Raw genomic sequence first — 21,081 nt, 5'->3', positions numbered from 1 at the left:
CTAACACCACAAGGACATCATGAGCGAATCAAAGATTCAGGACGTAGCGAGACTGGCCGGCGTATCGACCACCAGCGTCTCGAACTTTCTGAACAACCGTATGGGGCAGATGCGGCCCGATACCCAGCGCAAGATCCAGCAGGCGATCGAGCAGCTTGGCTATCGGCCCAACAACGCCGCGCGCCAGCTGAAGACCGGGGTTGCGTCCATGGTCGGGCTGCTGGTGCCGTCGCTGGCCAATCAGTTCTTCGGTTCGCTGGCCTGCGCGGTGGAGACGGCCGCCGCGCGCCACCAGTGCCATGTGATGACCTTCAGTACCTTCCGCGATCCCGAGCGCGAACGCGCCGTCATGGCCGATCTGCTGGCCTACGGTGCGCAGGGCATCATCACCGGCTCGGCGCTCAACGACACCGGCCACCTGGTCGGCATCACGGCGCGCTGTCCGGTGGTGGCGTTCGACATCAAGCGCTCCGACGACAGCCATGAACGCATCACCACGATCTCGGTCGACAACGTCGCGGCCACAACCATGGCGGTCGAGCATCTGGTGGCGCTGGGCCACCGCGCGATTGCGCTGGTGACGCCGCCGCCGTACACGCTAAACCGCCAGGACCGCGTGAAGGGCTTCGAGCAGGCGGTGGCGGCGGCCGGCATCAGCGGCGAGCTGGTAATCGCCGACGCCACCGACGCGCCGGCCGACCTGCACGGCGACACGCGGCTATTTGAGCTGGGTCGCAGCGCGGCGGCGCTATTGCTGGCCGCACGCAGCAAGCCGACGGCGGCGATCGCGATCAACGACATGATGGCGATCGGTATCGGCATCGGTTTGAAGCAGCTCGGCAAGCGGCTGCCGCAGGATTTCTCGCTGATCGGCATCGACGATATTTTCTTCTCCGCCGCCAACGACCCGCCATTGACGACGTTGCGCCAGCCGATTCAGGCCATGGCCGATGCCGCCGTCCAGCGCATCCTGGCGCCGGGCGCGGCCAACATCGGCGGTGAATTGTTCGCGCCGGAGTTGATCGTGCGGGCTTCGACGGCGGCGCCACCCACGTAATTAGTTATCACCCAACCACTCACTAGAAAGAACATCGCCATGGAACTTATCGGAAAACGCGCCCTCGTCATGGGCGGCGCCTCGGGCATTGGTAAAGCCAGTTCGCTGGCGCTGGCGCAGGCCGGCGCCGACGTCGTGCTGACTTATTGGAGCAGCGCCGACGAAGCGCAGGACGTGGTGGCGCAGATCCGCGCCCTTGGCCGCAAGGCCCAGGCGATCAAGGCCGACCTGACCGACGACACCATCGCCGAGCGGGTATTCGCGGAAGCCGAAGGCGCCATCGGCGAGATCGACATCCTGTTCGCCAACATCGGTGGCCTGATCCAGCGCTGCCGCGTGGCGGAGATGCCGCTGTCGCTGTGGAACGATGCCATGAACCTCAACCTCACCAGCACCTTCCTGATCTGCCAGGCGGCGCTGAAGCGCATGGAGCCGCGCGGGCGTGGCGCCATCATCACCATGTCCTCGCTGGCGGCGTTCGACGGCGGCGGTCCGGGTTCGGCGCATTACGCCGCGTCCAAGGCGGCCGTCGCCACCTTTACCCGTGCGCTGGCCAAGGAAGTCGGCCCGCTGGGTATTCGCGTCAACGGCGTTTCGCCGGGACTGATCGCCACGCGCTTCCACGACACCTTCAACACGCCGGCCAACCGGCAGGCGATCGCCGAGCGCACGCCGGCCCGCCGCGAAGGCGCGCCCGAGGATGTCGCCAACGTCGTCGTGTTCCTGGCGTCCGAGCGCGCCGCCTTCCTGGCCGGCGAAATCGTCCAGGTCAACGGTGGCCTCGGCCTGTATTGAGTCCTGATTCCCCTTTCGGAGCAATCGATGAATCACACCTTCTCACGGCGCCGTTTCCTCGGCGCCGCGGCCCTCACTTTGCCCGCGTTTTCGTTGTCGGACGCGCTGGCGCAGGACGCGCTGGAATCGCTGGGCACCATGCAGGGCAAGGCCGGCGCCGGTCCGCATCCGCTGGAAACGCTGATGAAGGCGCATCCGGCCGCGTTGCGCGCCGAGCTGCGCGGCGTTCATCCTCGCGTCTACACCACCAAGGAAGGCCTGGCCGCGTTGCGTCAGCGTGCGCAAGGCGAAGGACGCGCAGCGTGGCAACAGGCGCTGGCCGGCCTGACCGCGCTGCGCACCGCACCAGCCGCCGCGCCGGCGCAAAAGCGCCGCGCGCAGAACAACACCGCCATCGGCATCATCGGCGCGGCGCTGGCTTACCAGATCGAGGGCGACGCCAAGTACCTGGAAGCGGCCAAGCGCTATATGGACGCGGCGGTCAGCTACGACGTGTGGGGTTACACCTACAGTAAGCCGGATATCGATCTGGCCGCAGGCCATTTGCTGTACGGTTTGGGCGCCGGCTACGATTTGCTGTACGACGCGCTGACCGAAGAGGAGCGCAAGCGCTATCGCGACAAACTGATACGCCAGGCGACCATCCTCGCGAAGCACTTCGCGCCGAAGCCGGGCAAATCGTATTCGTACAGCCAAAACCACTGCTTCATTCCGATCGCCGGGCTGGCGGTGGCCGCCTACGCGGTATGGGACGACACGTCGGAGGCGGCCAACTGGGCGGCCCTGTCGCGCGCGATCTTCAGCCGCGTGCTGGAAGTGGCGTCGCCGGATGGGTATTTCTATGAAGGCGTGGAATACTGGATCTTCTCGATGCCGTGGATTATCCACGCGCTCGACGCCTTTGCCCATGCCGCCGGCGACGACATGTACGACACGCCGGCGCTGAGCAAGGCGCACCTGTACATGGCCCATTCGATCACGCCCAACGGCCAGGATATCTACGACTTCGGCGACGCCTTCGAAGGCGCCATCACGCGCTCGCGCGTGGGCGAGGAGCCGGCGCGCACGCACCCCGGTGGCAAGCTCAATTCCAACTACAACCTGCTGTACCGGCTGGCGGCACGCTTCAAAGATCCGGACGCGCAGGGAGTGGCCGACTGGATGGCATCGTTGGGCCACGTCTGCGCGGAAGACTTCTGGACCTTGCTGTGGCGCGATCCGGCGCTGAAGTCGACGCCGATGTCGGCGATCGCCCCGCATCATCACTTCGAAGACCTGGGCACGGTGTATTGGCGCAGCGATTGGACGCCGAAAGCCACCGCCTTCGCCTTCCGCGCGGGACCGCCGGAAGGCCACCACGTCGCCGCCATCCTCGACAAGCTGCCGGACTGGCATCTGGAGATGGGTCACGCGCATCCCGACGCCGGTAGCTTCATCCTTTACGGCGGTGGCACCTACCTGACCGGTCCTATGGGCTACGCGGGGATACCCAAGAGCGACTTAAGCAACACCTTGCTGATCGATGGCCAGGGCCAGGCTAACGAAGGCGGCGGTCACGACGCCTTCCGTGGCTATCCGTACGCGCGGCTCGACATGATCCGCATCGCCAGCGCGACGATGGAGAGCGGCCGGGCCGAGATTGTCGCGCAACTGGCCGGCGCCTACCGGCCGGAACTCGGTGTGGACAAGCTGGAACGTCGCTTCAGCTACAAGGGCGGCGTCTGGACGGTGACCGACACGCTGCGCGCCAGTAAACCGGTGGCGTTGACCGCGCTGGTGCACGGCGACCGCTCCATCACCAAGACCGGCGCGCGCAGCTTCGTTGTGGAGGGCCGGCCCAAGTCGCTGAAGGTGGCGGTGGCGACGACCGCTGCGCGCGCCGCGATCGCGCCGGGCGTGCTGGTGGCGGCCGGCCCGCCGGGCAATGTCGACAAGGGACCGAGGGAGGAGCGCGGCACAGTGCTCAAGGTCTCGCTGCCGGCGGCCAAAGAAGCCACCCTGACCACCACCTTGACCTTCTGAGGAGCCAGCGCATGGGAATACCCGATGTCGTCACCGTGGGCGAAGCGATGGCCCTGATGATCGCGCGCGAGTCCGGCCCGCTGGAGACGGTGCGCGAGTTCGAACGCGCCACCGCCGGCGCCGAGCTTAATGTCGCGGTGGGATTAAGCCGGTTAGGCTTCAAGGTCGGGTATCTCAGCCGGCTGGGACAGGACAGTTTCGGCCGGCACCTGCGCGCGTTCATGGAGGCCGAAGGTCTGGACCTGCGCCATTTACGCATAAATGAAGACGACCCTACTGGCTTTATGCTCAAGCAGATGGCGGAAGAAGGCGCAGATCCGCAGGTGGAGTACTTCCGGCGCGGATCGGCCGCCAGCCGCATGTCGACGCTGGACATGCCGGAGCAGGGTGATGACTTCCTGCGCGCGCGCGCGCTGCATCTGACTGGCATCTCGCCGGCGCTGTCCGCCGGTTGCCGCGAGTTGGTGCTGGCCATGGCAAGGCAGGCGAGGGCGGATGCACGGCTGGTCTGCTTCGATCCCAACCTGCGGCCACGCCTTTGGCGGTCGCCGGCGGAGATGATCGCCACCGTCAACGCGCTCGCCAGCCAGGCGGACGTAGTGATGCCCGGCCTGGCCGAGGGCCGCCTGCTCACCGGCCGGCAGGAAGCCGCCGACATCGCGGCCTACTACCTTGAACGCGGCGCGGTCCACGTGGTGGTCAAGCTCGGGCCGGAAGGCGCCTACGCCGCCAGTACGGACGGGCGTGCGGATACGGTTCCCGGTCGCCCTGTCCGCACGGTGGTCGATACCGTCGGCGCGGGCGACGGCTTCGCGGTTGGTGTGATCAGTGGGCTGCTGGACGGCTTGCCGCTGCACCAGGCGGCCGCGCGTGGCAACGCCATCGGCGCGCGCGTGGTGCAGTTTCGCGGCGACTGCGAGGGTCTGCCCACACGTGCCCAGTTAGCGGCGTCCTGAAGGCGGGCCGCTAAGGTGGCCCCCGCAAGCCCGAACATAAAAAACAATGGAGACAATCGCATGACAACAATCAAAGGTTTGCGCTGGCTGGTCATCACGCTGGTGGCCTTCGCCACCATCATCAACTACATCGACCGCTCGGCGCTGGCGGTGATGTGGCCGGGTATCGCGTCTGAGCTGGGCATGGACAAGCGCGACTACGCCAACATCGTCACCGTGTTCTTGATCGGCTATGCCATCGGCCAGTCGCTGTTCGGCAAACTGTTCGACGCGCTGGGCACCCGGATCGGCTTTCTGTTGTCGATCCTGGTCTGGTCGGGGGCCATCGCGCTGCACTTCGTCGCACGTTCGGCGATGTCGTTCGGCCTGTTTCGCGTGCTGCTGGGCGTGGGCGAGGCGGGCAACTGGCCCGGCGCCACCAAGGCCATCGCCGAATGGTTCCCGGTGCGCGAACGGGCTTTGGGGCAGGGGATTTTTGGTGCCGGCGCCTCGCTCGGATCGGTGATAGCGCCGCCGCTGGTGGCTTTCCTGTACGCTTACGTGGGCTGGAAAACCACCTTTCTGCTGATTGGATCGCTGGGCTTCCTGTGGATCGTCCCATGGCTGATCGTCTACAAATCGGGGCCGGGCACGCATCCATGGGTCAGCGCCGAGGAACGTGAGTACATTCTCACTGGCCAGCGTCCCGGCGCGGCCGCCGCGCAAGACGACTATGTGCCGACCTTGCGTCAGCTGCTGCGTCATCGCCAGAGCTGGAGCGTGATTGCCGCGCGCTTTTTCATCGACCCGGTGTGGTGGTTGTTCGTCAGCTGGCTGCCGCTGTACCTGAACGAGCGCTTCCACTTCGACGTCAAGGAAATCGGCATGTTCGCCTGGGTGCCGTATGTGGGGGCGGCGGTCGGCGCTTTGTCCGGTGGCTGGTTCTGCGGCCACCTGCTTGCGCGCGGCTGGTCGGTGAACCGCGCGCGCAAATTCGTCATCGCGCTTGGGCTGGTGATCATGCTGCCGGCGCTGCTGTTCAGCGCAGCCGCCGAAACGCCGTTGCTGGCGGTGCTGTCGATCGGCGTGATCCTGTTCGGCTTCCAGGCCGCCATCACCAACATCCAGACCTTGCCGAGCGATTTCTTCTCGGGCAGGACGGTCGGCTCGCTGGCTGGCCTGAGCGGTACGTCGGCGGTGCTGGGTGTGATCATCTGCATGCAGCTGGTGCCGGTGTTGACGACCGGCGGCGACTACACGCCTTTCTTCATCCTTGGCGCGCTGCTGCTGCCGCTGGTTTTCCTATCGATCTGGCTGGGCGGCCCGGTGGTGCGCGTGCAGCCAAAACACTAACCTGGAGACATTCATGAAAAATTCGATTTACGTCAGATTGCTGCTGGCCGCGCTGTTGGCGGTCGGTCAGGTGGGCGCGCACGCCGCCGGCGCCAAAGTCAGCGCGTCGGAAGCCGTTGAGAAACAGGACGACGGCGCGTTCCTTAAAAAGCACGAAGCCATTCTCGCGCGCGGCAAGAGTGGGCCCGTTGGTCTGCTGTTCCTGGGCGATTCCATCACGGAGCGTTGGCGCATTGCGCCGGAAGTATGGGACAAGTACTACGGCGCCCACCAGCCGGCCAACTTCGGCATCGGCGGCGACCGCACGCAGCATGTCATCTGGCGCATTGAACACGGTGAGCTCGATGGCTTGTCGCCCAAGGTCACGGTGCTGATGCTGGGCACGAACAACAGCCTCGATTACACGGCCGACGAAATCGCCGCCGCCGACCGCAAAATCGTCGGCATGATACGCGCGAAGCTCCCCGAGACCAAGATACTGGTGCTGGGTATCTTCCCGCGCGGCCCGCGCGAGCGCGATGGCTCGCCGGTGACTGAAAAGAGCGTCGCCGAGGCGGCCAAGCGGATGCAGACCATCGATGCGGTCAACCGCGATCTGGCCGGGCTGGATGATGGCAAGACGATCCGCTTCCTTAACATTAACTCAGTGTTCCTGGACCGGGACGGCCGCATTCCGCCGGCCATCATGCCCGACCAGTTGCACCCCGGTCCGGCCGGTTACCAATTGTGGGCCGACGCCATGCAGCCAACGTTGGAAGGGATGTTGAAATGAGCGCCGCCATCCGATACGCCGCAGCGGCCTTGCTTGCAGCTGTGCTGTCACCGGCCGGCGCGCAAGGGTTCACGCCCGAAGCTACGCTCAAGCGCATGTTCGCGCTCGAAGGTAATACGCCATATCCGTCGCCGTACGCGGGCGCGCTCAATTTCAGCGCGTTCAAGTCGAAATATGCCTCGCCCAATGGGCACGGCTATCGCAACGAATTGAAGGTGGTCGATGCCGAGCGGCTGAGCGTTTCCGATACGCGCGAACACTTCGCCGCGCGCATCACGGCCACCTTGCCGAACGTCGCCAAGACCATCGTCGCGCAGTACCACGTTGAGGGACTCGACACGATACTTAAAGTCTACGTGCAGGACACTCCGGATCGCCAGGGGCTGGACGGCAAGACCGGCAACGGCGTGTTCGACATCCTGGTGCGCATTCTCGGCGTCGACGGCAAGGAAGCGACGACCGCACTTGGCACGGTGCGCTCTGGAGAGAGCTTCGATCTCGATATCGTGTTCAACGCGGGCGAGGCGCTGGTGACCGCGCGCACGGCCACTAGCGGCACGCTCAAGACGCCGCTCACGCGCATCAAGTCCGACACGCGCAAGATCTATTTCAAGTTCGGCGACTACCTGCAGGCGCGCGATCCGGTCACCGGCGAACACACCACCAGCCCGGAAAAATGGGACGAATACTACCGCCAGAACCACATCGACAGCAGCCAGGTGCGGTTTAGCCACACCATCTTCGAACGCACCGGAGGCCAGCCATGAGCGCCACGATTCCAACCCAAGTGTCGGCGCAGACGCTGGCGACCTTGAAGACGATTGCCACCTCCACCATCACCACCTTGCTGTACAAGCGCGGGTTCCGTAATGTGTTCATTCAGGGCGCGCGACCGTTGAAGACGGGGCAGCGGATGGCCGCTCCCGCGTTCACCTTGCGCTACATCCCGGCGCGGGAAGACCTCGACGGACTCGATGCGTTTCTCGATCCGCGCCATCCGCAGCGGGTGGCGGTGGAGGAGATCCCGGCCGGCTCGGTGCTGGTGATGGACTGCCGGGGCGACGTCACGGTGGCGGCGGCCGGCAGCATCCTGGCGACACGCATGCAGGTGCGCGGTGTTGCGGGCATCGTCGCCGACGGCGGCCTGCGCGACGCCAGCGGCATTGCCGGGTTGGAGATACCGGCGTGGTGCGCCGGTCCGTCGGCGCCGACTAATTTGATCCGCCATCACGCGCTCGACCTGAACGCGCCGATCGGCTGCGGCGGCGTGGCGGTCTACCCGGGCGACATCATGGTCGGCGACGACGACGGCGTGGTGTGCATTCCGTCGCACCTGGCGGAGGAAATCGCCCGCGACGCGGTGCCGATGGAGCGTTACGAGGACTTCGTGCTGGAGCGGGTGCGCGGCGGCGCCAGCATCACCGGCTTGTATCCGCTCACCCAGCCGGAGAACCGCGCGCTGTTCGAGGCGTGGCTGGAGGACCAGAGCCCTGTGGGGTGAGTGGTTTGAGATCGGCGATCGTTACAAAGTACGTATATTGGTGGCGTGTTGGTGCGGTATAGTTTTTCATCCGAACAATATTGCCTTTATTATGAGCTTTGAATCCCGCCGCGCGAAAGCGTTAGAACTGTTGAAAGCCACTGGTATGTGGCCCAGCAACTACCAGCCGCCGATCTTGCGCGGCTTGTGGAAGCTCGGGTTCAACATCCCGCCGCCTCACTTTGTCCCGTTCTGGAAGACGACGCTGTTCGCCTCACTTTGGTTTGGCGGCGCGTGGGGTGCCGTCATGTGGCTGACGGTGTGGTCGCGACAAGGCTTTCCCCTGGGCGCCGCGCTGGGCGGCGCCGCGGCGGCGGGGCTCTGCTTCGGCCTGTTCATGTCGCTCTACTACGCCTACGGTCGACGCAAGCACCGCTTGCCGGAGTGGTCCTCGCTCGACGGACAATGAAATCCACTGACGACGTGGGACAACGCCGAAGAATTTCGATTCCATTACTGCTCAACTATCCCGGAAGCACATTGTCCTATGAGTTTGTCATTTCACATCGACTTCAACGGTGAGTGCGAAGAGGCATTCAATTTTTATGCGAAGTATCTGGGCGGCACGATAGGCACGATGCTAAGAGTTGCAGATTCCCCTATCCCGGCGTCGGTAACCCGCCTTGGTCACCACATCGTTCATGCAAATATCTGCATCGATGGTGTGGAGTTGGCCGGTGCAGATTTGGAAAAGAGCCAATATCAGAAACCGACAGGATTCTATGTGTTGCTCGGAGTGGACTCAACCGAAAAGGTCGATGCCTACTTCAGCGCGCTGCAAACCGATGGGCAGACAATTCTGGAACCTCAGCGGACGTTCTGGTCTCCCCGGTATGCGATTGTTGTCGACAGGTTTGGGGTGCCTTGGAAGATCAATTGCGGAACATGACAACGTCCGCGACGGAGCGGGAGTGCCGTTTTATTTCCCTTCCGAGTCTTCTCGTAATATCGCATCCAGTGCATCGAAACGCTGTTCCCACATTCGGCGGTTGACGTCCACCCAGTGTGCGAGGACGTCTAATCCGTGGCCGTCGAGCTCGCACATTCGAACGCGGCCGACTTTGCGCGTCTGCAGTATTCCGCAGGTTTGCAGGACGCGCAGATGCTGGGAGATAGCGGTCAGCGTCACGTTGAGCGCCGCAGCCAGGGAACTGACCGATTGCGGCCCCTGGGCGACCAGTTTGACGATCGCGCGGCGGGTGGCGTCTCCCAGCGCGGCGAAAACCTGGTCCGCCGCGTCCGTCTGCGTTGCTAGTGCCTGGCTCATGCGGTCTCCTTATTTGACCGCCAGGGCAGCATGCAATTGGTCCAGCAGCTGTTGCCAGCCGGCCCGTCGCAGCTCCGGGCCGTCGGCACCGTCAGCATACATGGCCTGATGGGTGAAGATCAGGCGTGTGGAGCCGGCTCCGTTGCTGAAGAACTCGAACGTGTGCAACGACGCGGAAAACCGCCGTTCGCCCATTGCCATCGTGGCGGCGGCGACGATGCGATGTTGCGGCACGATGTCAAGGAAGTATCCGTCCGATTCCAGCGCTACCCCCGCGAAGGGCGTACCGGGCTTGAAGCGGTAGCGCGCCAGCTCTCGTCCGCCAACCTGGAATTGCATGTCGTACTGTTCGATTTCATGCTGGTCGCCCTCGGCAAACCAGCGCTGCTTCTCGCGCGGATCGCTGAACGCCTGGAACACGCGCGCCAGTGGGGCCGCGAAGGTGCGCTCCAGCGTGAAAGTATCAAACTGCGCTGACTGAGCCATAATCTTCCTCCAATAGTGAAGTTGAAGCTTAAGTTTAGGAGTATTGAATGGTGAAGTCAACACTTCACTAATGTGGCGTTCGGCATCTTGCCGGCGGTGGATTTCCTCGTCGCTGCCGAGGCATCACGCCAACGCATTCCGCATCAACGTCCGTAAATTGCAATCATGTTGCCAGCGCGCACGTTCCTCGCTGTTGAGTGCCAGCGCTCTCAGCTCCTCATCGGTTTGCTGAGTCTGCGACTGCACCAGCCGGTGCGCCAGCCCGCCGTCCGGCAGCATGGTGCCGAAGAAGGTGACCAGCTCGTGATGCTGGATCAACAGGGTAGGGAAGTTCTCGACGTCCAGGTCGCCCACCACATCCGCGTGATCCTCGATGTCGATCCAGACGAAGAATTTGTCCGGATGGCGCGCGGCCAGCTCCTCGAACGTGGCGCGGTAGGATTCGCAGGTGCCGCACCACGCGGCGCACAGGCATGCGACGATCCAGCGGTCGCCTCCCAAGGCGGCGGCGATTTGTTGGCGATTGGCGGAATTCAGGGTCAAACTATGCATAGGATCGTCGATTAACAGCGTTCTCAGTGCCCAAAGGAGACATTCTACATGCCCGCACGGGGTCGCGCCTGCCACCGGGCCGGGTTAAAATACGGGATGCCTATTATTCTTGCCATTGAAACCTCGTCCGAACTGGCCTCCTGCGCGCTGCTGCGGGGCGAAACCGTCATCAGCCGCGTGTCGTCCGGCGTGCGTACCCATTCCCAATCGATCTTGCCGATGATCCAGGAATTGCTGGCAGAAGCCGGCATCGCGCTGAAGGATTGCGACGCGATCGCCTTCGGCTCCGGCCCCGGCTCGTTCACCGGCGTGCGCACCGCCTGCGGCATCGCCCAGGGACTCGCTTTCGGCGCCAGCCTGCCGGTGGTGCCGGTCGTCACGCTCGACGCGATGGCGCTCGCTTGCCGCCAGCGCCATGGCGCCGCCGACGTGCTGGCCGTGCTGGACGCGCGCATGGGCGAGGTCTATTGGGCACAATATCGTTTCGCGGCTGATGCGGGCGTCACCGCCGAGCCGGCCGCCGTGCTGCCGCCGAGCTTGTCTGCGCCGGATGGCGTGCGAGCTCAAGGCGAGCCTGTCGCTTGCGGCAACGGCTTGTCGGCGTACGCCGAGGCGTTCCCGGCCGGCGGTCATGCCGAGGTGATGCCGCACGCGGAGCAGATCGCGCAATTGGCGAGCATCGCTTTCGCCGCCGGCAAGACGGTCACGGCGGCCGAGGCGCAGCCGCTGTATCTGCGCAATAAGATCGCCTACACCCAGGCCGAGCGGCGTGATATGGCCACTGCGGCCGTCGCCAAGGCGGCGGAAGGCGTGGCATGAAGCAGTTGTGGGATCTGGCGCGCTTGAACTACGAGCCGATGCAGCGGGCCGACCTGGCCGAGGTGCTGGCGCTGGAGGAGAGCGTGTATCCACATCCCTGGAGCATGGGTAATTTCGCCGATTCGCTGAGCAGCAACTACGAGGCGTGGGTGTTGCGCGACCAGACCGGCGTTTTGCTCGGTTACTTTTTGCTGATGGCAATCGTCGACGAGGCGCATCTGCTCAACGTGGCGGTGTCTGCCGGCCATCAAGGTCAGGGGCTGGGATGCCTGCTGCTGAACCAGGCCGTGGCCTGCGCGCGGGGTCTGGGCATGACGTCGGTGCTGCTGGAAGTACGGCCGTCGAACGAGCGGGCGTTGAAGATTTACGAGCGCTATGGATTTAAACAGATCGGCCGGCGCAAGGGATATTATCCGGCGGCCGGCCAGCAACGCGAGGACGCCATCGTTATGCGGTTCGGAATATGAGTCAGACAGTAAGCCGTAGCGCGATATTCCTTGAGGAAATGGGTATTGGCGCCCATTGGTCCCTGCGCAACCGTCCAACGGCTCTGGCGCCGGCCGATGCTGCCGTGGATGCCTACGAGCCGTCAGCGGATGCCGAGGCTGAGCAATCCGCGTTCACGCAGGCGGTGATGCGGGCGGTGATGGAAAGTCCGGCGGTCGAACCGCCAGTGCGCGCGCAGCCAGTCAACGAACAGCCTGTCCACGAGCAGCCAGCCCCGGTAGCCGTCCGCGCACCGATGCCGGAAGCGCCGCCTGCCAGCGCTCGGCGCGTCTCCCCGGTTGTGGCCCCGTCCGCCCCGCACATCGATTCGGCGGCCGACGACTCCACCGCCTGGTTCGACCAGGCGCCGGCGCCGGCCCGCGCCGCGCCGGTCAGCGACGAGGCGATCGCCGCGATGGACTGGACGCAATTGCGCACCGCCGTCGCCACTTGCACCCGCTGCCAGCTGTGCAACACGCGCCGCAACGCCGTCAATGGCCGTGGCGCCACCGATGCGTCATGGATCGCACTTGCCGCCGGTCCGTCGCGCCTGGACGAAAAAGACAACCAGCCCGTCGCGGGCGAGGCCGGCCAGTTGCTGGACAACATGCTCAAGGCCATCGCGCTCAAGCCGGATGCGGACGTGTATGTGACCAATCTGGTCAAATGCCGCCCGGCCGCCGAGGACGGCGCCGATCGCCCACCAACCATCGACGAGCTGACTGCCTGTCGTCCCTATCTGCACCGGGAGCTGCAACTGACCGGCGCGTCGATGGCGATGACGTTCGGCCAGCACGCCGCCAAGGGCCTGATGATGGGCCCGGCCGCGCGCGGCAAGGTGATGCGCTACGGCGACGCCGAGCTGCCGGTCGTGGCGACCTACCATCCCGACGACTTGCTGCGCCGTCCGGAAGACAAAGCCAAGGCCTGGGGCGACCTGTGCCTGGCAAAGGCGGCCCGTGACTAGGCAGCCGCCGACGTCGCCCGACACCGCGCCCGATAGCTATCAGGCGCGTTTCGAGCGGCGTTGGGGTCACCTTACCCGTCCGCACGTGCGTGCGCTGGCCTGGCTGCTGGACGCGCCCGACTTGCTCGATCCCGCGTCGCCGCATTGGCAGGGCCGCATCGCCACCATGGGCGCGATGACGCCGTACACCGCCGATTGGCTGGCGGCGCTGGACGACGACCCGATTCCACTGGAAGCCGCGCTAGGCGCCCGGCATTACTCCCGTCTGGGCTTGTACGCTGAAAAGCTGATGGCCTTCTACTTTGCCGAGCATGGCAAGCTGGTCGCGCATGGCTTGCAGGTGCGCGCCAATCGTAACGATACCGTCGGTGAGTTCGATTTCCTGCTGCGCGAAGGCGATGACCTGGTCCACATTGAATTTGCCACCAAGTTCTACTTGCTGGACGCCCAAAGCGCAGGGGACGGTTTCAACGGTTTGATTGGTCCCAACCTTGCCGATACCCTTGGCGCGAAAATGCGCAAGATCTTTGATAAACAGTTGTCGCTGGCGCGGCATCCGGCCGCGCAGCCGCTGCTGCCGCAACCGGTGGCGCGGGCGCTGGCGCTGGTCAAAGGCTGGCTGTTCTATCCCGGCGACGAGGCCGGGCGCGGCATGGCCGGTATCTCCCAACCCCACTGCAATGGTTTCTGGATGTCGATGACGCAGGCGCAAAGCCTGCAGGGCGAGCGCTTTATCATCATGCATCGTTTGCTGTGGCTGGCGCCGTTGAAGGCGGCCGATGGTTCGTTGGATCTGGCAGGCTTGCTGGCGGCGCTGGACGAGCAAATGGCCAAGGTCAGCGCGCCGGTGATGGTGGCGGTGATGCGGGAAGAGGGCGGTTGGCTGGTGGAGCAGCGGCGTGGATTCGTGGTGCCCGACGATTGGCAGGCGCAGGCGGCGCAACGCCGGCAGGATGGGATTTTGCCGGCGTAATCCGTGTGCTGCCATCGGCGGCTCGCCGATGGCGGATTACGCTGCGCTAATCCGCCCTACGCTGCAGCAGGGCCATCAATAGCGATCAGTGCTTGGCTTGGCCGATCAGCGCGATCGAATCGAATTCGCGCTGGTTGGCCTGGTGCTTGCGCATGATGAAGAACATGGTGCCGGCCAGGAACAGACCGAAGATGAGGATGATGATGTTGAGGTTCAGGTGGCCGCGCAGCATCAGCGAGTACGCCGCCAGCATCACCAGGATCGACAAATTCTCGTTGAAGTTCTGCACGGCGATCGAGTGGCCGGCGCTCATCAGCACGTGGCCGCGGTGCTGCAGCAGCGCATTCATCGGCACCAGGAAGAAGCCGCCCAGCAAACCGACCAGCACCAGCAGCGGATAGGCCAGCGTTACAGACTTGACCAAAGTCATGCCCATGACGATGACGCCCATCGCGATGCCCACCGGGATCACGGTGAGCGATCTGCGCAAGGTGATCGAGCGCGCTGAAATGACTGCGCCGGCCGCCACACCGATGGCGACCACGCCGACCAGGCTGGTCGATTGCTCGTAGGTCAGCTTGAGCGTGCGGTTGGCCCATTCCAGCACAATGAATTGCAGCGTCTGCGCCGCACCCCAGAACAAAGTGGTGACCGCCAGCGAGATCTGGCCCAGCTTGTCTTTCCACAGCAGGCTGTAACAGTTGGCGAAGTCGGTGACCAGTTTGATCGGATTGCGCTCCTGGTGGCCGTAGCGACAACCGGTGTCGGGGATGCGGGTGTTGAAAATCGCCGCAATCACGTAAATGCCGACCACCACGCACAGCGCCGATTGGGTCGGCGTGGTGATACCGGTGTCGATCATCGGCATGTCGAAGCCGAGCAGATACGACGAGACCCGGCTGCCGACCAGCGCGCCGCCCATGACGGTGCCGAAGATGATAGACATCACGGTCAAGCCTTCCACCCAGCCATTGGCTGCGACGAGTTTTTCAGCCGGCAGCAGTTCGGTCAAAATGCCGTATTTAGCCGGCGAATAGACAGCGGCGCCGAATCCGACGATGGCGTACGCGAGCAGCGGGTGAACATTAGCGAAAATCAGCATGCAGCCGCCAACCTTGATCAGGTTGGAGATGAACATGACTTTCCCTTTTGGCATGGAATCAGCGAAGGCGCCAACAAATGCGGCCAACAGCACGTAAAAGAGCGTAAATGAAAGCTTCAGCAGGGGCGTGATCCACCCCGGCGAGTTCATATTGATCAGCAGGTCAATCGCAACAAAGAGCAACGCATTATCCGCCAGCGACGAAAAGAATTGCGCTGCCATAATGGTATAGAAACCACGATTCATTCTGGGATGCCTGAAAGCTTGTATTGGCTTGCTTTATACCACGCTTTGATCGGAATCCCCAAGAACTGAGCGGTGCGGCTTCACGCGTTAACGGCGGGCGCGCGGTAAAATACTGCTCCACTGTTTCTCATAAAGATAGCACTATGCCAAGGCCGATCGTCGCGACCATCCACATTGCATCACTGCAGCACAATTTGGCGCGCGCCAAGGCGAGTTCGCCCGGCGCCAGGGTGTGGGGCGTACTCAAGGCCAACGGCTATGGTCACGGACTGGAGCGGGCGATGCGCGGGTTTGCCGACGCCGACGGCTTGGCGCTGGTCGAGGTCGACAACGCGGTGCGACTGCGCGAGATGGGCTGGAAAAAGCCGATACTATTACTAGAGGGTTTCTTCGGTCCTGATGATTTGAACACCATGGCCGGCTACAACCTCGAGGCGGCCGTCCATTGCAACGAGCAGCTGGAATGGCTGGAAGCCGCGCAGGAGGCGCTGACGGCGCGCGGCATCAAACTCAATCTGCATCTGAAAATGAATAGTGGCATGAACCGGCTCGGCTTCATGCCCGCCGCGTTCGCCGCCGCGCATGCGCGCCTGGTGGCGATTACCTGTGTCGGCAGCATCACGCTGATGACACACTTCGCCAACGCAGACGACGCCAAAAACCTGCTGTTGCCGATCGATGAACAGATCCGCCGCTTCGAGGCGGCAGCCGCCGGCTTGCCGGGCATGCGCAGCCTGTCGAACTCGGCCGGCGTGCTGCGCCAGGACGAGCTGGTCGACATCCTGCGCAACGATTGGGTACGGCCCGGCATCATGCTGTACGGCGGCACGCCGGGCGGCAAGTCGGCCGAGGAATTCGGCTTGCTGCCGGCCATGACCCTGGCGAGCGAGATCATCGGCGTGCAGCAGATCGCCGCCGGCGACGTGGTCGGCTACGGCAGCCGCTTCCAGGCGGAGGGGCCGATGCGGGTCGGCGTGGTCGCTTGCGGCTACGCGGATGGCTATCCGCGCCACGCGCCGGTCGATACGCCGGTGCTGGTCGATGGTGTGCGCACCCGCCTGGTCGGGCGCGTGTCGATGGACTTGCTGACGGTGGACCTGACCGAGCTGCCCGACGTCAAAATCGGCAGCAAAGTGATCTTGTGGGGCAAAGGGTTACCGATTGACGAGGTTGCCAATGCGGCCGGCACCATCGGCTACGAGTTGATGTGCGCGCTGGGCCAGCGCGTGGCCGTGGTCGAGGACTGAGCGCATGGCCAAGGCAAAAACCAATTACACCTGCACCGAATGCGGCGCCATCTCCAACAAGTGGACCGGGAAATGTTCTTCGTGCCAGCAGTGGAATACGATGGTGGAGACGCTGGTTGAAACCGGCGGCAATAACCGCTATTCGCAGCCCCAGCACATGGCGCTGGCGCAGACCGCGCCGGTGCTGTCGCTGGCCGATATCGACGCCATCGATGTGCCGCGCTTCGGCACCGGCATCGAGGAGTTCGACCGCGTGCTCGGCGGCGGCCTGGTGGCCGGCGGCGTGGTGCTGATCGGCGGCGACCCCGGCATCGGCAAGTCGACCCTGCTGTTGCAGGCGCTGGCCAATCTGTCGCATTTGAAGAAGGTTTTATACGTTAGCGGCGAGGAATCCGGCGCCCAGATCGCGCTGCGCGCCAAGCGTTTGCAGGTCGACGCCCGCGATCTGAAACTGCAGGCGGAAATTCAGCTGGAAAAAATCCTCGGTACCCTGGCCGACCTGAAGCCGGACGTGGCGGTGATCGACTCGATCCAGACCGTGTATTCCGACGCGCTGAGTTCGGCGCCGGGCTCGGTGGCGCAGGTGCGCGAATGCGCGGCCCAACTAACCCGGGTCGCCAAGCAGACCGGCATCACCATCATTCTGGTGGGCCACGTGACGAAGGAGGGGGCGCTGGCCGGTCCACGCGTGCTCGAGCACATCGTCGACACCGTGCTGTATTTCGAGGGCGACAACCATTCGAGCTTCCGCCTGGTGCGCGCGATCAAGAACCGCTTTGGCGCGGTCAACGAGCTGGGCGTGTTCGCCATGACGGAAAAGGGACTCAAGGGTGTGTCGAACCCGTCGGCGCTGTTCCTGTCCCAGCATGACAATCAGGTGCCCGGTTCCTGCGTGATGGTGACGCAGGAGGGCACACGGCCGCTGCTGGTGGAGATCCAGGCGCTGGTCGACGCCAGCCACCTGCCCAACGCGCGACGCTTGTCGGTCGGCCTGGAACAGAACCGGCTGGCGATGCTGTTGGCGGTCTTGCACCGCCACGCCGGCATTGCCGCCTTCGACCAGGATGTGTTCATCAACGCGGTTGGCGGCGTCAAGATCACCGAGCCGGCGGCCGACCTGGCGGTGCTGCTGGCGATCAATTCGTCGATGCGCAACAAGCCGCTGCCGCGCGGATTTGTCGTGTTCGGCGAGGTTGGCCTGGCCGGCGAGATCCGGCCGGCGCCACGCGGCCAGGAGCGTCTGCGCGAGGCGGCCAAGCTCGGTTTCTCGGTGGCGATGATCCCGACCTCCAACGCGCCCAAGCAACCGATCGAGGGCATGACGATTATTGCGGTCGACCGCATCGATGATGCCTTCAATAAGCTGCGCGAAATCCAATAAGGATGTATTGTTATGTGTTGTAATCAGCAATGATGCTTAACACTTAATATTATGTCACTGAAGGATGGAATAAATTGTTAGTCGATCAACGGTCAGTGGCGCGCAAGATCGTGCGCGCCAAAGCAGTCGTGGTGATGGATGGTATGCCGCCTCAGCAGGGACGCACCATCGACCTGTGCGCCACCGGTTTATCGCTCACGTTCGACCACAAGCTGGCGGTCGGGCACACGGGGCTGGTGACGTTCGAGCTTTTCCTGGATGGCAAAGGCCAACTGGTCAGCAGCCGCGCCAAGGTCACGTATTGCATCTTCAGCGGCGATCATTTCAAGATCGGTTATCAGTTCGTCAATCCGGACGCCGCCACCACCAGCGTCGTCAACAAGTTCATCCGCTAAACCGATCCCTCGGCCGGCCCGACGTACCGGGCGCGCGGCCTGATCGGCCGGTTGGCTTGCACCTGCTCCAACGCATGGGCGAGCCAGCCGACGCACCTTCCCAACGCAAACAACACGAACGGCGCCTCGTCCGGCAGCCCGCACGCCGCCGCCAGCGCCGGTAGCGCGAAGTCGACGGTTGGCAATTCGCCCGCCTGCGCCTCGGCCTCGGCCGCCAGATCGGCGTACGGTTGCAGTGTCGGTAGCGCTTTCAACATGGCGCGGGCGCGCGGGTCGCCTTCCGGATAAAGCTGGTGGCCGAAGCCGGGCAGCGGCCGTCCGCTCGCCAACCATTGCGCGATCGCGTCGCGCGCGCCGGCCTTTTTGGCGCAGGCCAGCAGCCGGGCAAACTCGGCCGGCGCGCCGCCATGCAGCGGGCCGCTGAGCGTGGCAAAGCCCGCCAGCACGCCTGCCGCCAGCGAGGCGCCGGTCGAGACCGCGACGCGGGTGGCGAAGGTGGAGGCGTTGAGCTCGTGGTCGGCCATCAGCACCAGCGCGCGGCGGACCGTGTCTTGTTGCGACGCGCAATGCCAGGCGTGGGCCAGGCGGGCGCTGATGCTCAGGCTGGCGGCACCGTCTGGCAGTGGCCCTGCGAAGGCTTCGGTGAGCGTGAACAGGATGATGGCGGCGTCGGCGTGCAGGTCTTGCGTTGGCCGTGCCAGCGAGGATGGCGCATTGGCGGCAAGGCTTGCCAGCGTGAGCAGTCCGGTAGCGAGGGCGCCCGGTTGCGCCGCTCCGTTGCCAAGCGCGTGGACTGTGGCCGCCGTCGTCGTACGGGCGGCTTGTATTGTCGATGGCGCGCATTGCCAGAGCAGTGCGGCGATGTCTTCCAGCGTCGCGCTGTCCGCCAATTTTGTTGCGTCGTGTCCGCGATATAGCAACTTGCCTTCGGTTGCCGTCGATATCGACGATGGCAGTACCGGGTCGCCCCATTGCATGGCTTGCGCCGATACCGCGTCGATCTTGCGCCGGCCGTTGGCGCGCTTGGCCATGCGCAGCACGTCGTCGCGGTGGTACAGGCTGCGGCGCGGGTCGGCGTCGTCGGCCTTCGCGCGGATTTTGCCCCGGCTGACGTTCGCGTACAGCGTTTGCGGACGGACGTTGAGGATGTTCAGGGCTTCGTTGGCGGTCATCCAGACCATAAGCGCTTCCTATGTTGACGGTTCAAGTCAAGATTGACGCGTGACGTTTGCGGGTTCAAGCTTGCCAGCATATCAAGTTCTGGAGCCAACATGTCTGCTATCTCTCGCCACATGCTACAAGCAGCGGCCTCGGCGCTGGCGCTGCCGGACGACGCGCCGGACGCCGTGTGCTTTGAAGGAAGCGGCGCGTTGCCGTCATATTATGCGGTCACCGATCTGGCGGCCGCGTCGGTCGGCGCGGCGGGCCTGGCGCTGCGGCATTTGATGCTGGCGCAGGGCGGCAATGCGGCGCCGGTGCAGGTCGATCGCCGCCTCGCTTCGCTATGGTTCGGCTGGTCGCTCCATCCGATCGGCTGGGAGCGCCCGCCGCTGTGGGACGCGGTGGCCGGCGACTATGCCACCGCCGACGGCTGGATACGCCTGCATACCAACGCCATCCATCACCGCGACGCGGCGCTGGCGGTGCTCGGTTGCGCGGTCGATCGCGACGCCGTGGCACGAGTGGCTGCCGGATGGCGCGGCGACGAGCTGGAAGCGGCGGTGGTCGCCAATGGCGGCTGCGCGGCGATGATGCGCTCGGCTGCGGAATGGGCTGCGCATCCGCAGGGCGTCGCGGTCGCCGCCGAACCGTTGATTGCGTTCGGGACGCGGCCGCTCGCTGGCGCCGCAGCCGCGCGCGGTTGGGTCGGCGCGGCCACGCCGGAGCGGCCGCTGGCGGGATTGAAAGTGCTGGACTTGACGCGTGTGCTCGCCGGTCCGGTTGCCACGCGTTTTCTGGCCGGTTATGGCGCGGACGTACTGCGCATCGATCCACCCGACTGGAACGAGCCGGGCGTCATTCCCGAGGTGACGCCGGGCAAACGCTGCGCTCGGCTCGACCTGCGCCAGCCGGTGGACCGCGCGAGGTTCGAGGACTTGCTGGCGACGGCGGATGTGCTGGTGCACGGCTATCGCCCGGCCGCGCTGGAGCGATTGGGCTACGGGGAGGAATTCCGCCGCGCGCTCAATCCGGGACTGGTCGACGTTTGCCTGGACGCTTACGGCTGGACCGGCCCGCTGGCCGGGCGGCGCGGTTTCGATAGTCTGGTGCAAATGAGTTCCGGCATCGCTGACCATGGCATGCGCATGCAGGGCGCCGGCAAGCCGGTGCCGCTACCGGTCCAGGCGCTGGACCATGCCACCGGTTATCTGATGGCGGCGGCGGTGCTGCGCGGTTTGCTGGGTCGTCTGGCGGAAAACCGGACGATGGGGGCGCGGCTGTCCTTGGCGCGTACCGCCAGGCTGCTGACCGATGCCGCGCCCGAGGCTGGCGCGCAGCCCTTGGCGGCCGCTGGCCAGGCCGATCTGTCGCCAAGCGTCGAACATACGGAGTGGGGCGCGGCAAGGCGTTTGTTGCCGCCGCTGGTCGTCGGCGGCGCGGCGATGGCGTGGGACCGGCCGGCATCCTCGCTCGGATCCGCCGCGCCGGCATGGATAGCGAGGTAATTCCCGTTCTGTTCGGCGTA

At 64.6% G+C, this 21,081-nt stretch carries 23 protein-coding genes; 18 read left to right on the top strand and 5 right to left on the bottom strand.

What is annotated here, in order from left to right; all coding sequences use genetic code 11:
• Positions 1-19: 19 nt before the first annotated feature.
• The 10 genes from ACZ0BA_RS12915 (at position 20) to ACZ0BA_RS12870 (ending at position 9,363) form a co-directional block, all read left to right on the top strand.
• The gene (locus ACZ0BA_RS12915; RefSeq protein WP_463451670.1) at positions 20-1,057 is read left to right on the top strand and encodes a LacI family DNA-binding transcriptional regulator; all 1,038 of its coding nucleotides are present in this window, start codon (positions 20-22) and stop codon (positions 1,055-1,057) included.
• Positions 1,058-1,096: 39 nt separating this feature from the next.
• Positions 1,097-1,852 (top strand): SDR family NAD(P)-dependent oxidoreductase, encoded by a 756-nt coding sequence (locus tag ACZ0BA_RS12910; protein WP_463451669.1) that lies wholly within the window; start codon positions 1,097-1,099, stop codon positions 1,850-1,852.
• Between the two features lie 27 nt (positions 1,853-1,879).
• Positions 1,880-3,874, top strand: coding sequence for a DUF4962 domain-containing protein (locus ACZ0BA_RS12905; RefSeq protein WP_463451668.1), 1,995 nt, complete (start codon positions 1,880-1,882; stop codon positions 3,872-3,874).
• Positions 3,875-3,885: 11 nt separating this feature from the next.
• Positions 3,886-4,830, top strand: coding sequence for a sugar kinase (locus tag ACZ0BA_RS12900; protein ID WP_463451667.1), 945 nt, complete (start codon positions 3,886-3,888; stop codon positions 4,828-4,830).
• A 60-nt stretch (positions 4,831-4,890) separates the two neighbouring features.
• Positions 4,891-6,162 (top strand): MFS transporter, encoded by a 1,272-nt coding sequence (locus ACZ0BA_RS12895; protein WP_463451666.1) that lies wholly within the window; start codon positions 4,891-4,893, stop codon positions 6,160-6,162.
• A 13-nt stretch (positions 6,163-6,175) separates the two neighbouring features.
• Positions 6,176-6,934 (top strand): GDSL-type esterase/lipase family protein, encoded by a 759-nt coding sequence (locus ACZ0BA_RS12890; RefSeq protein ID WP_463451665.1) that lies wholly within the window; start codon positions 6,176-6,178, stop codon positions 6,932-6,934.
• Entirely contained in the window at positions 6,931-7,701 is a 771-nt protein-coding gene (locus ACZ0BA_RS12885; protein ID WP_463451664.1) for a polysaccharide lyase family 7 protein, read from the top strand. The genes ACZ0BA_RS12890 and ACZ0BA_RS12885 overlap by 4 nt, the downstream gene beginning before the upstream one ends.
• Entirely contained in the window at positions 7,698-8,435 is a 738-nt protein-coding gene (locus ACZ0BA_RS12880) for a ribonuclease activity regulator RraA (RefSeq protein ID WP_463451662.1), read from the top strand. The genes ACZ0BA_RS12885 and ACZ0BA_RS12880 overlap by 4 nt, the downstream gene beginning before the upstream one ends.
• 91 nt (positions 8,436-8,526) lie before the next feature.
• Positions 8,527-8,883 (top strand): DUF6404 family protein, encoded by a 357-nt coding sequence (locus tag ACZ0BA_RS12875; RefSeq protein ID WP_463451661.1) that lies wholly within the window; start codon positions 8,527-8,529, stop codon positions 8,881-8,883.
• A gap of 78 nt (positions 8,884-8,961) precedes the next feature.
• The gene (locus ACZ0BA_RS12870) at positions 8,962-9,363 is read left to right on the top strand and encodes a VOC family protein (RefSeq protein ID WP_463451660.1); all 402 of its coding nucleotides are present in this window, start codon (positions 8,962-8,964) and stop codon (positions 9,361-9,363) included.
• A 30-nt stretch (positions 9,364-9,393) separates the two neighbouring features.
• Here the strand turns inward: ACZ0BA_RS12870 and ACZ0BA_RS12865 are convergent, their stop codons facing one another.
• From ACZ0BA_RS12865 to ACZ0BA_RS12855, 3 genes are all read right to left on the bottom strand, one after another.
• Positions 9,394-9,741, bottom strand: coding sequence for an ArsR/SmtB family transcription factor (locus ACZ0BA_RS12865; protein ID WP_463451659.1), 348 nt, complete (start codon positions 9,739-9,741; stop codon positions 9,394-9,396).
• Between the two features lie 9 nt (positions 9,742-9,750).
• On the bottom strand, positions 9,751-10,227 hold the full coding sequence (locus tag ACZ0BA_RS12860) for an SRPBCC domain-containing protein (protein ID WP_463451658.1): 477 nt from the start codon (positions 10,225-10,227) through the stop codon (positions 9,751-9,753).
• A 123-nt stretch (positions 10,228-10,350) separates the two neighbouring features.
• A complete protein-coding gene (locus ACZ0BA_RS12855; RefSeq protein WP_463451657.1) occupies positions 10,351-10,779 on the bottom strand; it encodes a thioredoxin family protein in 429 nt (142 codons plus the stop codon).
• Between the two features lie 96 nt (positions 10,780-10,875).
• Here ACZ0BA_RS12855 and tsaB point away from each other — a divergent pair, with 96 nt between their 5' ends.
• The 4 genes from tsaB to ACZ0BA_RS12835 are packed head-to-tail and all read left to right on the top strand — an operon-like array spanning position 10,876 to position 14,024.
• The gene (gene tsaB / locus ACZ0BA_RS12850) at positions 10,876-11,598 is read left to right on the top strand and encodes a tRNA (adenosine(37)-N6)-threonylcarbamoyltransferase complex dimerization subunit type 1 TsaB (RefSeq protein WP_463451656.1); all 723 of its coding nucleotides are present in this window, start codon (positions 10,876-10,878) and stop codon (positions 11,596-11,598) included.
• Complete coding sequence (gene rimI / locus ACZ0BA_RS12845) at positions 11,595-12,065, top strand: ribosomal protein S18-alanine N-acetyltransferase (RefSeq protein WP_463451655.1); 471 nt, start codon at positions 11,595-11,597, stop codon at positions 12,063-12,065. Before tsaB ends, rimI begins: the two co-directional genes overlap by 4 nt.
• The gene (locus tag ACZ0BA_RS12840; protein ID WP_463451654.1) at positions 12,062-13,051 is read left to right on the top strand and encodes a uracil-DNA glycosylase; all 990 of its coding nucleotides are present in this window, start codon (positions 12,062-12,064) and stop codon (positions 13,049-13,051) included. The genes rimI and ACZ0BA_RS12840 overlap by 4 nt, the downstream gene beginning before the upstream one ends.
• Positions 13,044-14,024 carry a DUF1853 family protein gene (locus tag ACZ0BA_RS12835; protein ID WP_463451653.1) on the top strand — a complete coding sequence of 327 codons (981 nt, stop codon included), beginning with the start codon at positions 13,044-13,046 and terminating at the stop codon, positions 14,022-14,024. The genes ACZ0BA_RS12840 and ACZ0BA_RS12835 overlap by 8 nt, the downstream gene beginning before the upstream one ends.
• Positions 14,025-14,109: 85 nt before the next feature.
• On the opposite strand, the gene lplT is transcribed toward ACZ0BA_RS12835, so the two are convergent.
• Positions 14,110-15,372 carry a lysophospholipid transporter LplT gene (gene lplT / locus ACZ0BA_RS12830; protein ID WP_463451652.1) on the bottom strand — a complete coding sequence of 421 codons (1,263 nt, stop codon included), beginning with the start codon at positions 15,370-15,372 and terminating at the stop codon, positions 14,110-14,112.
• A 143-nt stretch (positions 15,373-15,515) separates the two neighbouring features.
• Between lplT and alr the strand changes: the two genes are divergently transcribed.
• The 3 genes from alr (at position 15,516) to ACZ0BA_RS12815 (ending at position 18,395) form a co-directional block, all read left to right on the top strand.
• Positions 15,516-16,619, top strand: coding sequence for an alanine racemase (alr, locus tag ACZ0BA_RS12825; RefSeq protein ID WP_463451651.1), 1,104 nt, complete (start codon positions 15,516-15,518; stop codon positions 16,617-16,619).
• Between the two features lie 4 nt (positions 16,620-16,623).
• Complete coding sequence (gene radA, locus ACZ0BA_RS12820) at positions 16,624-18,000, top strand: DNA repair protein RadA (protein ID WP_463451650.1); 1,377 nt, start codon at positions 16,624-16,626, stop codon at positions 17,998-18,000.
• 110 nt (positions 18,001-18,110) lie between these two features.
• Entirely contained in the window at positions 18,111-18,395 is a 285-nt protein-coding gene (locus ACZ0BA_RS12815) for a PilZ domain-containing protein (protein ID WP_463451649.1), read from the top strand.
• Here ACZ0BA_RS12815 and ACZ0BA_RS12810 read toward each other — a convergent pair.
• The gene (locus tag ACZ0BA_RS12810; RefSeq protein WP_463451648.1) at positions 18,392-19,576 is read right to left on the bottom strand and encodes a citrate synthase family protein; all 1,185 of its coding nucleotides are present in this window, start codon (positions 19,574-19,576) and stop codon (positions 18,392-18,394) included. The genes ACZ0BA_RS12815 and ACZ0BA_RS12810 overlap by 4 nt on opposite strands.
• 90 nt (positions 19,577-19,666) lie before the next feature.
• Here ACZ0BA_RS12810 and ACZ0BA_RS12805 point away from each other — a divergent pair, with 90 nt between their 5' ends.
• Positions 19,667-21,061 (top strand): CoA transferase, encoded by a 1,395-nt coding sequence (locus ACZ0BA_RS12805; protein WP_463451647.1) that lies wholly within the window; start codon positions 19,667-19,669, stop codon positions 21,059-21,061.
• Positions 21,062-21,081: the final 20 nt, after the last annotated feature.

The sequence above is a fragment of the Duganella sp. AC917 genome (assembly GCF_979258245.1).
Note: the sequence above shows the minus strand (reverse complement) of the source record. Positions and strands in the feature narration are given on the sequence as shown.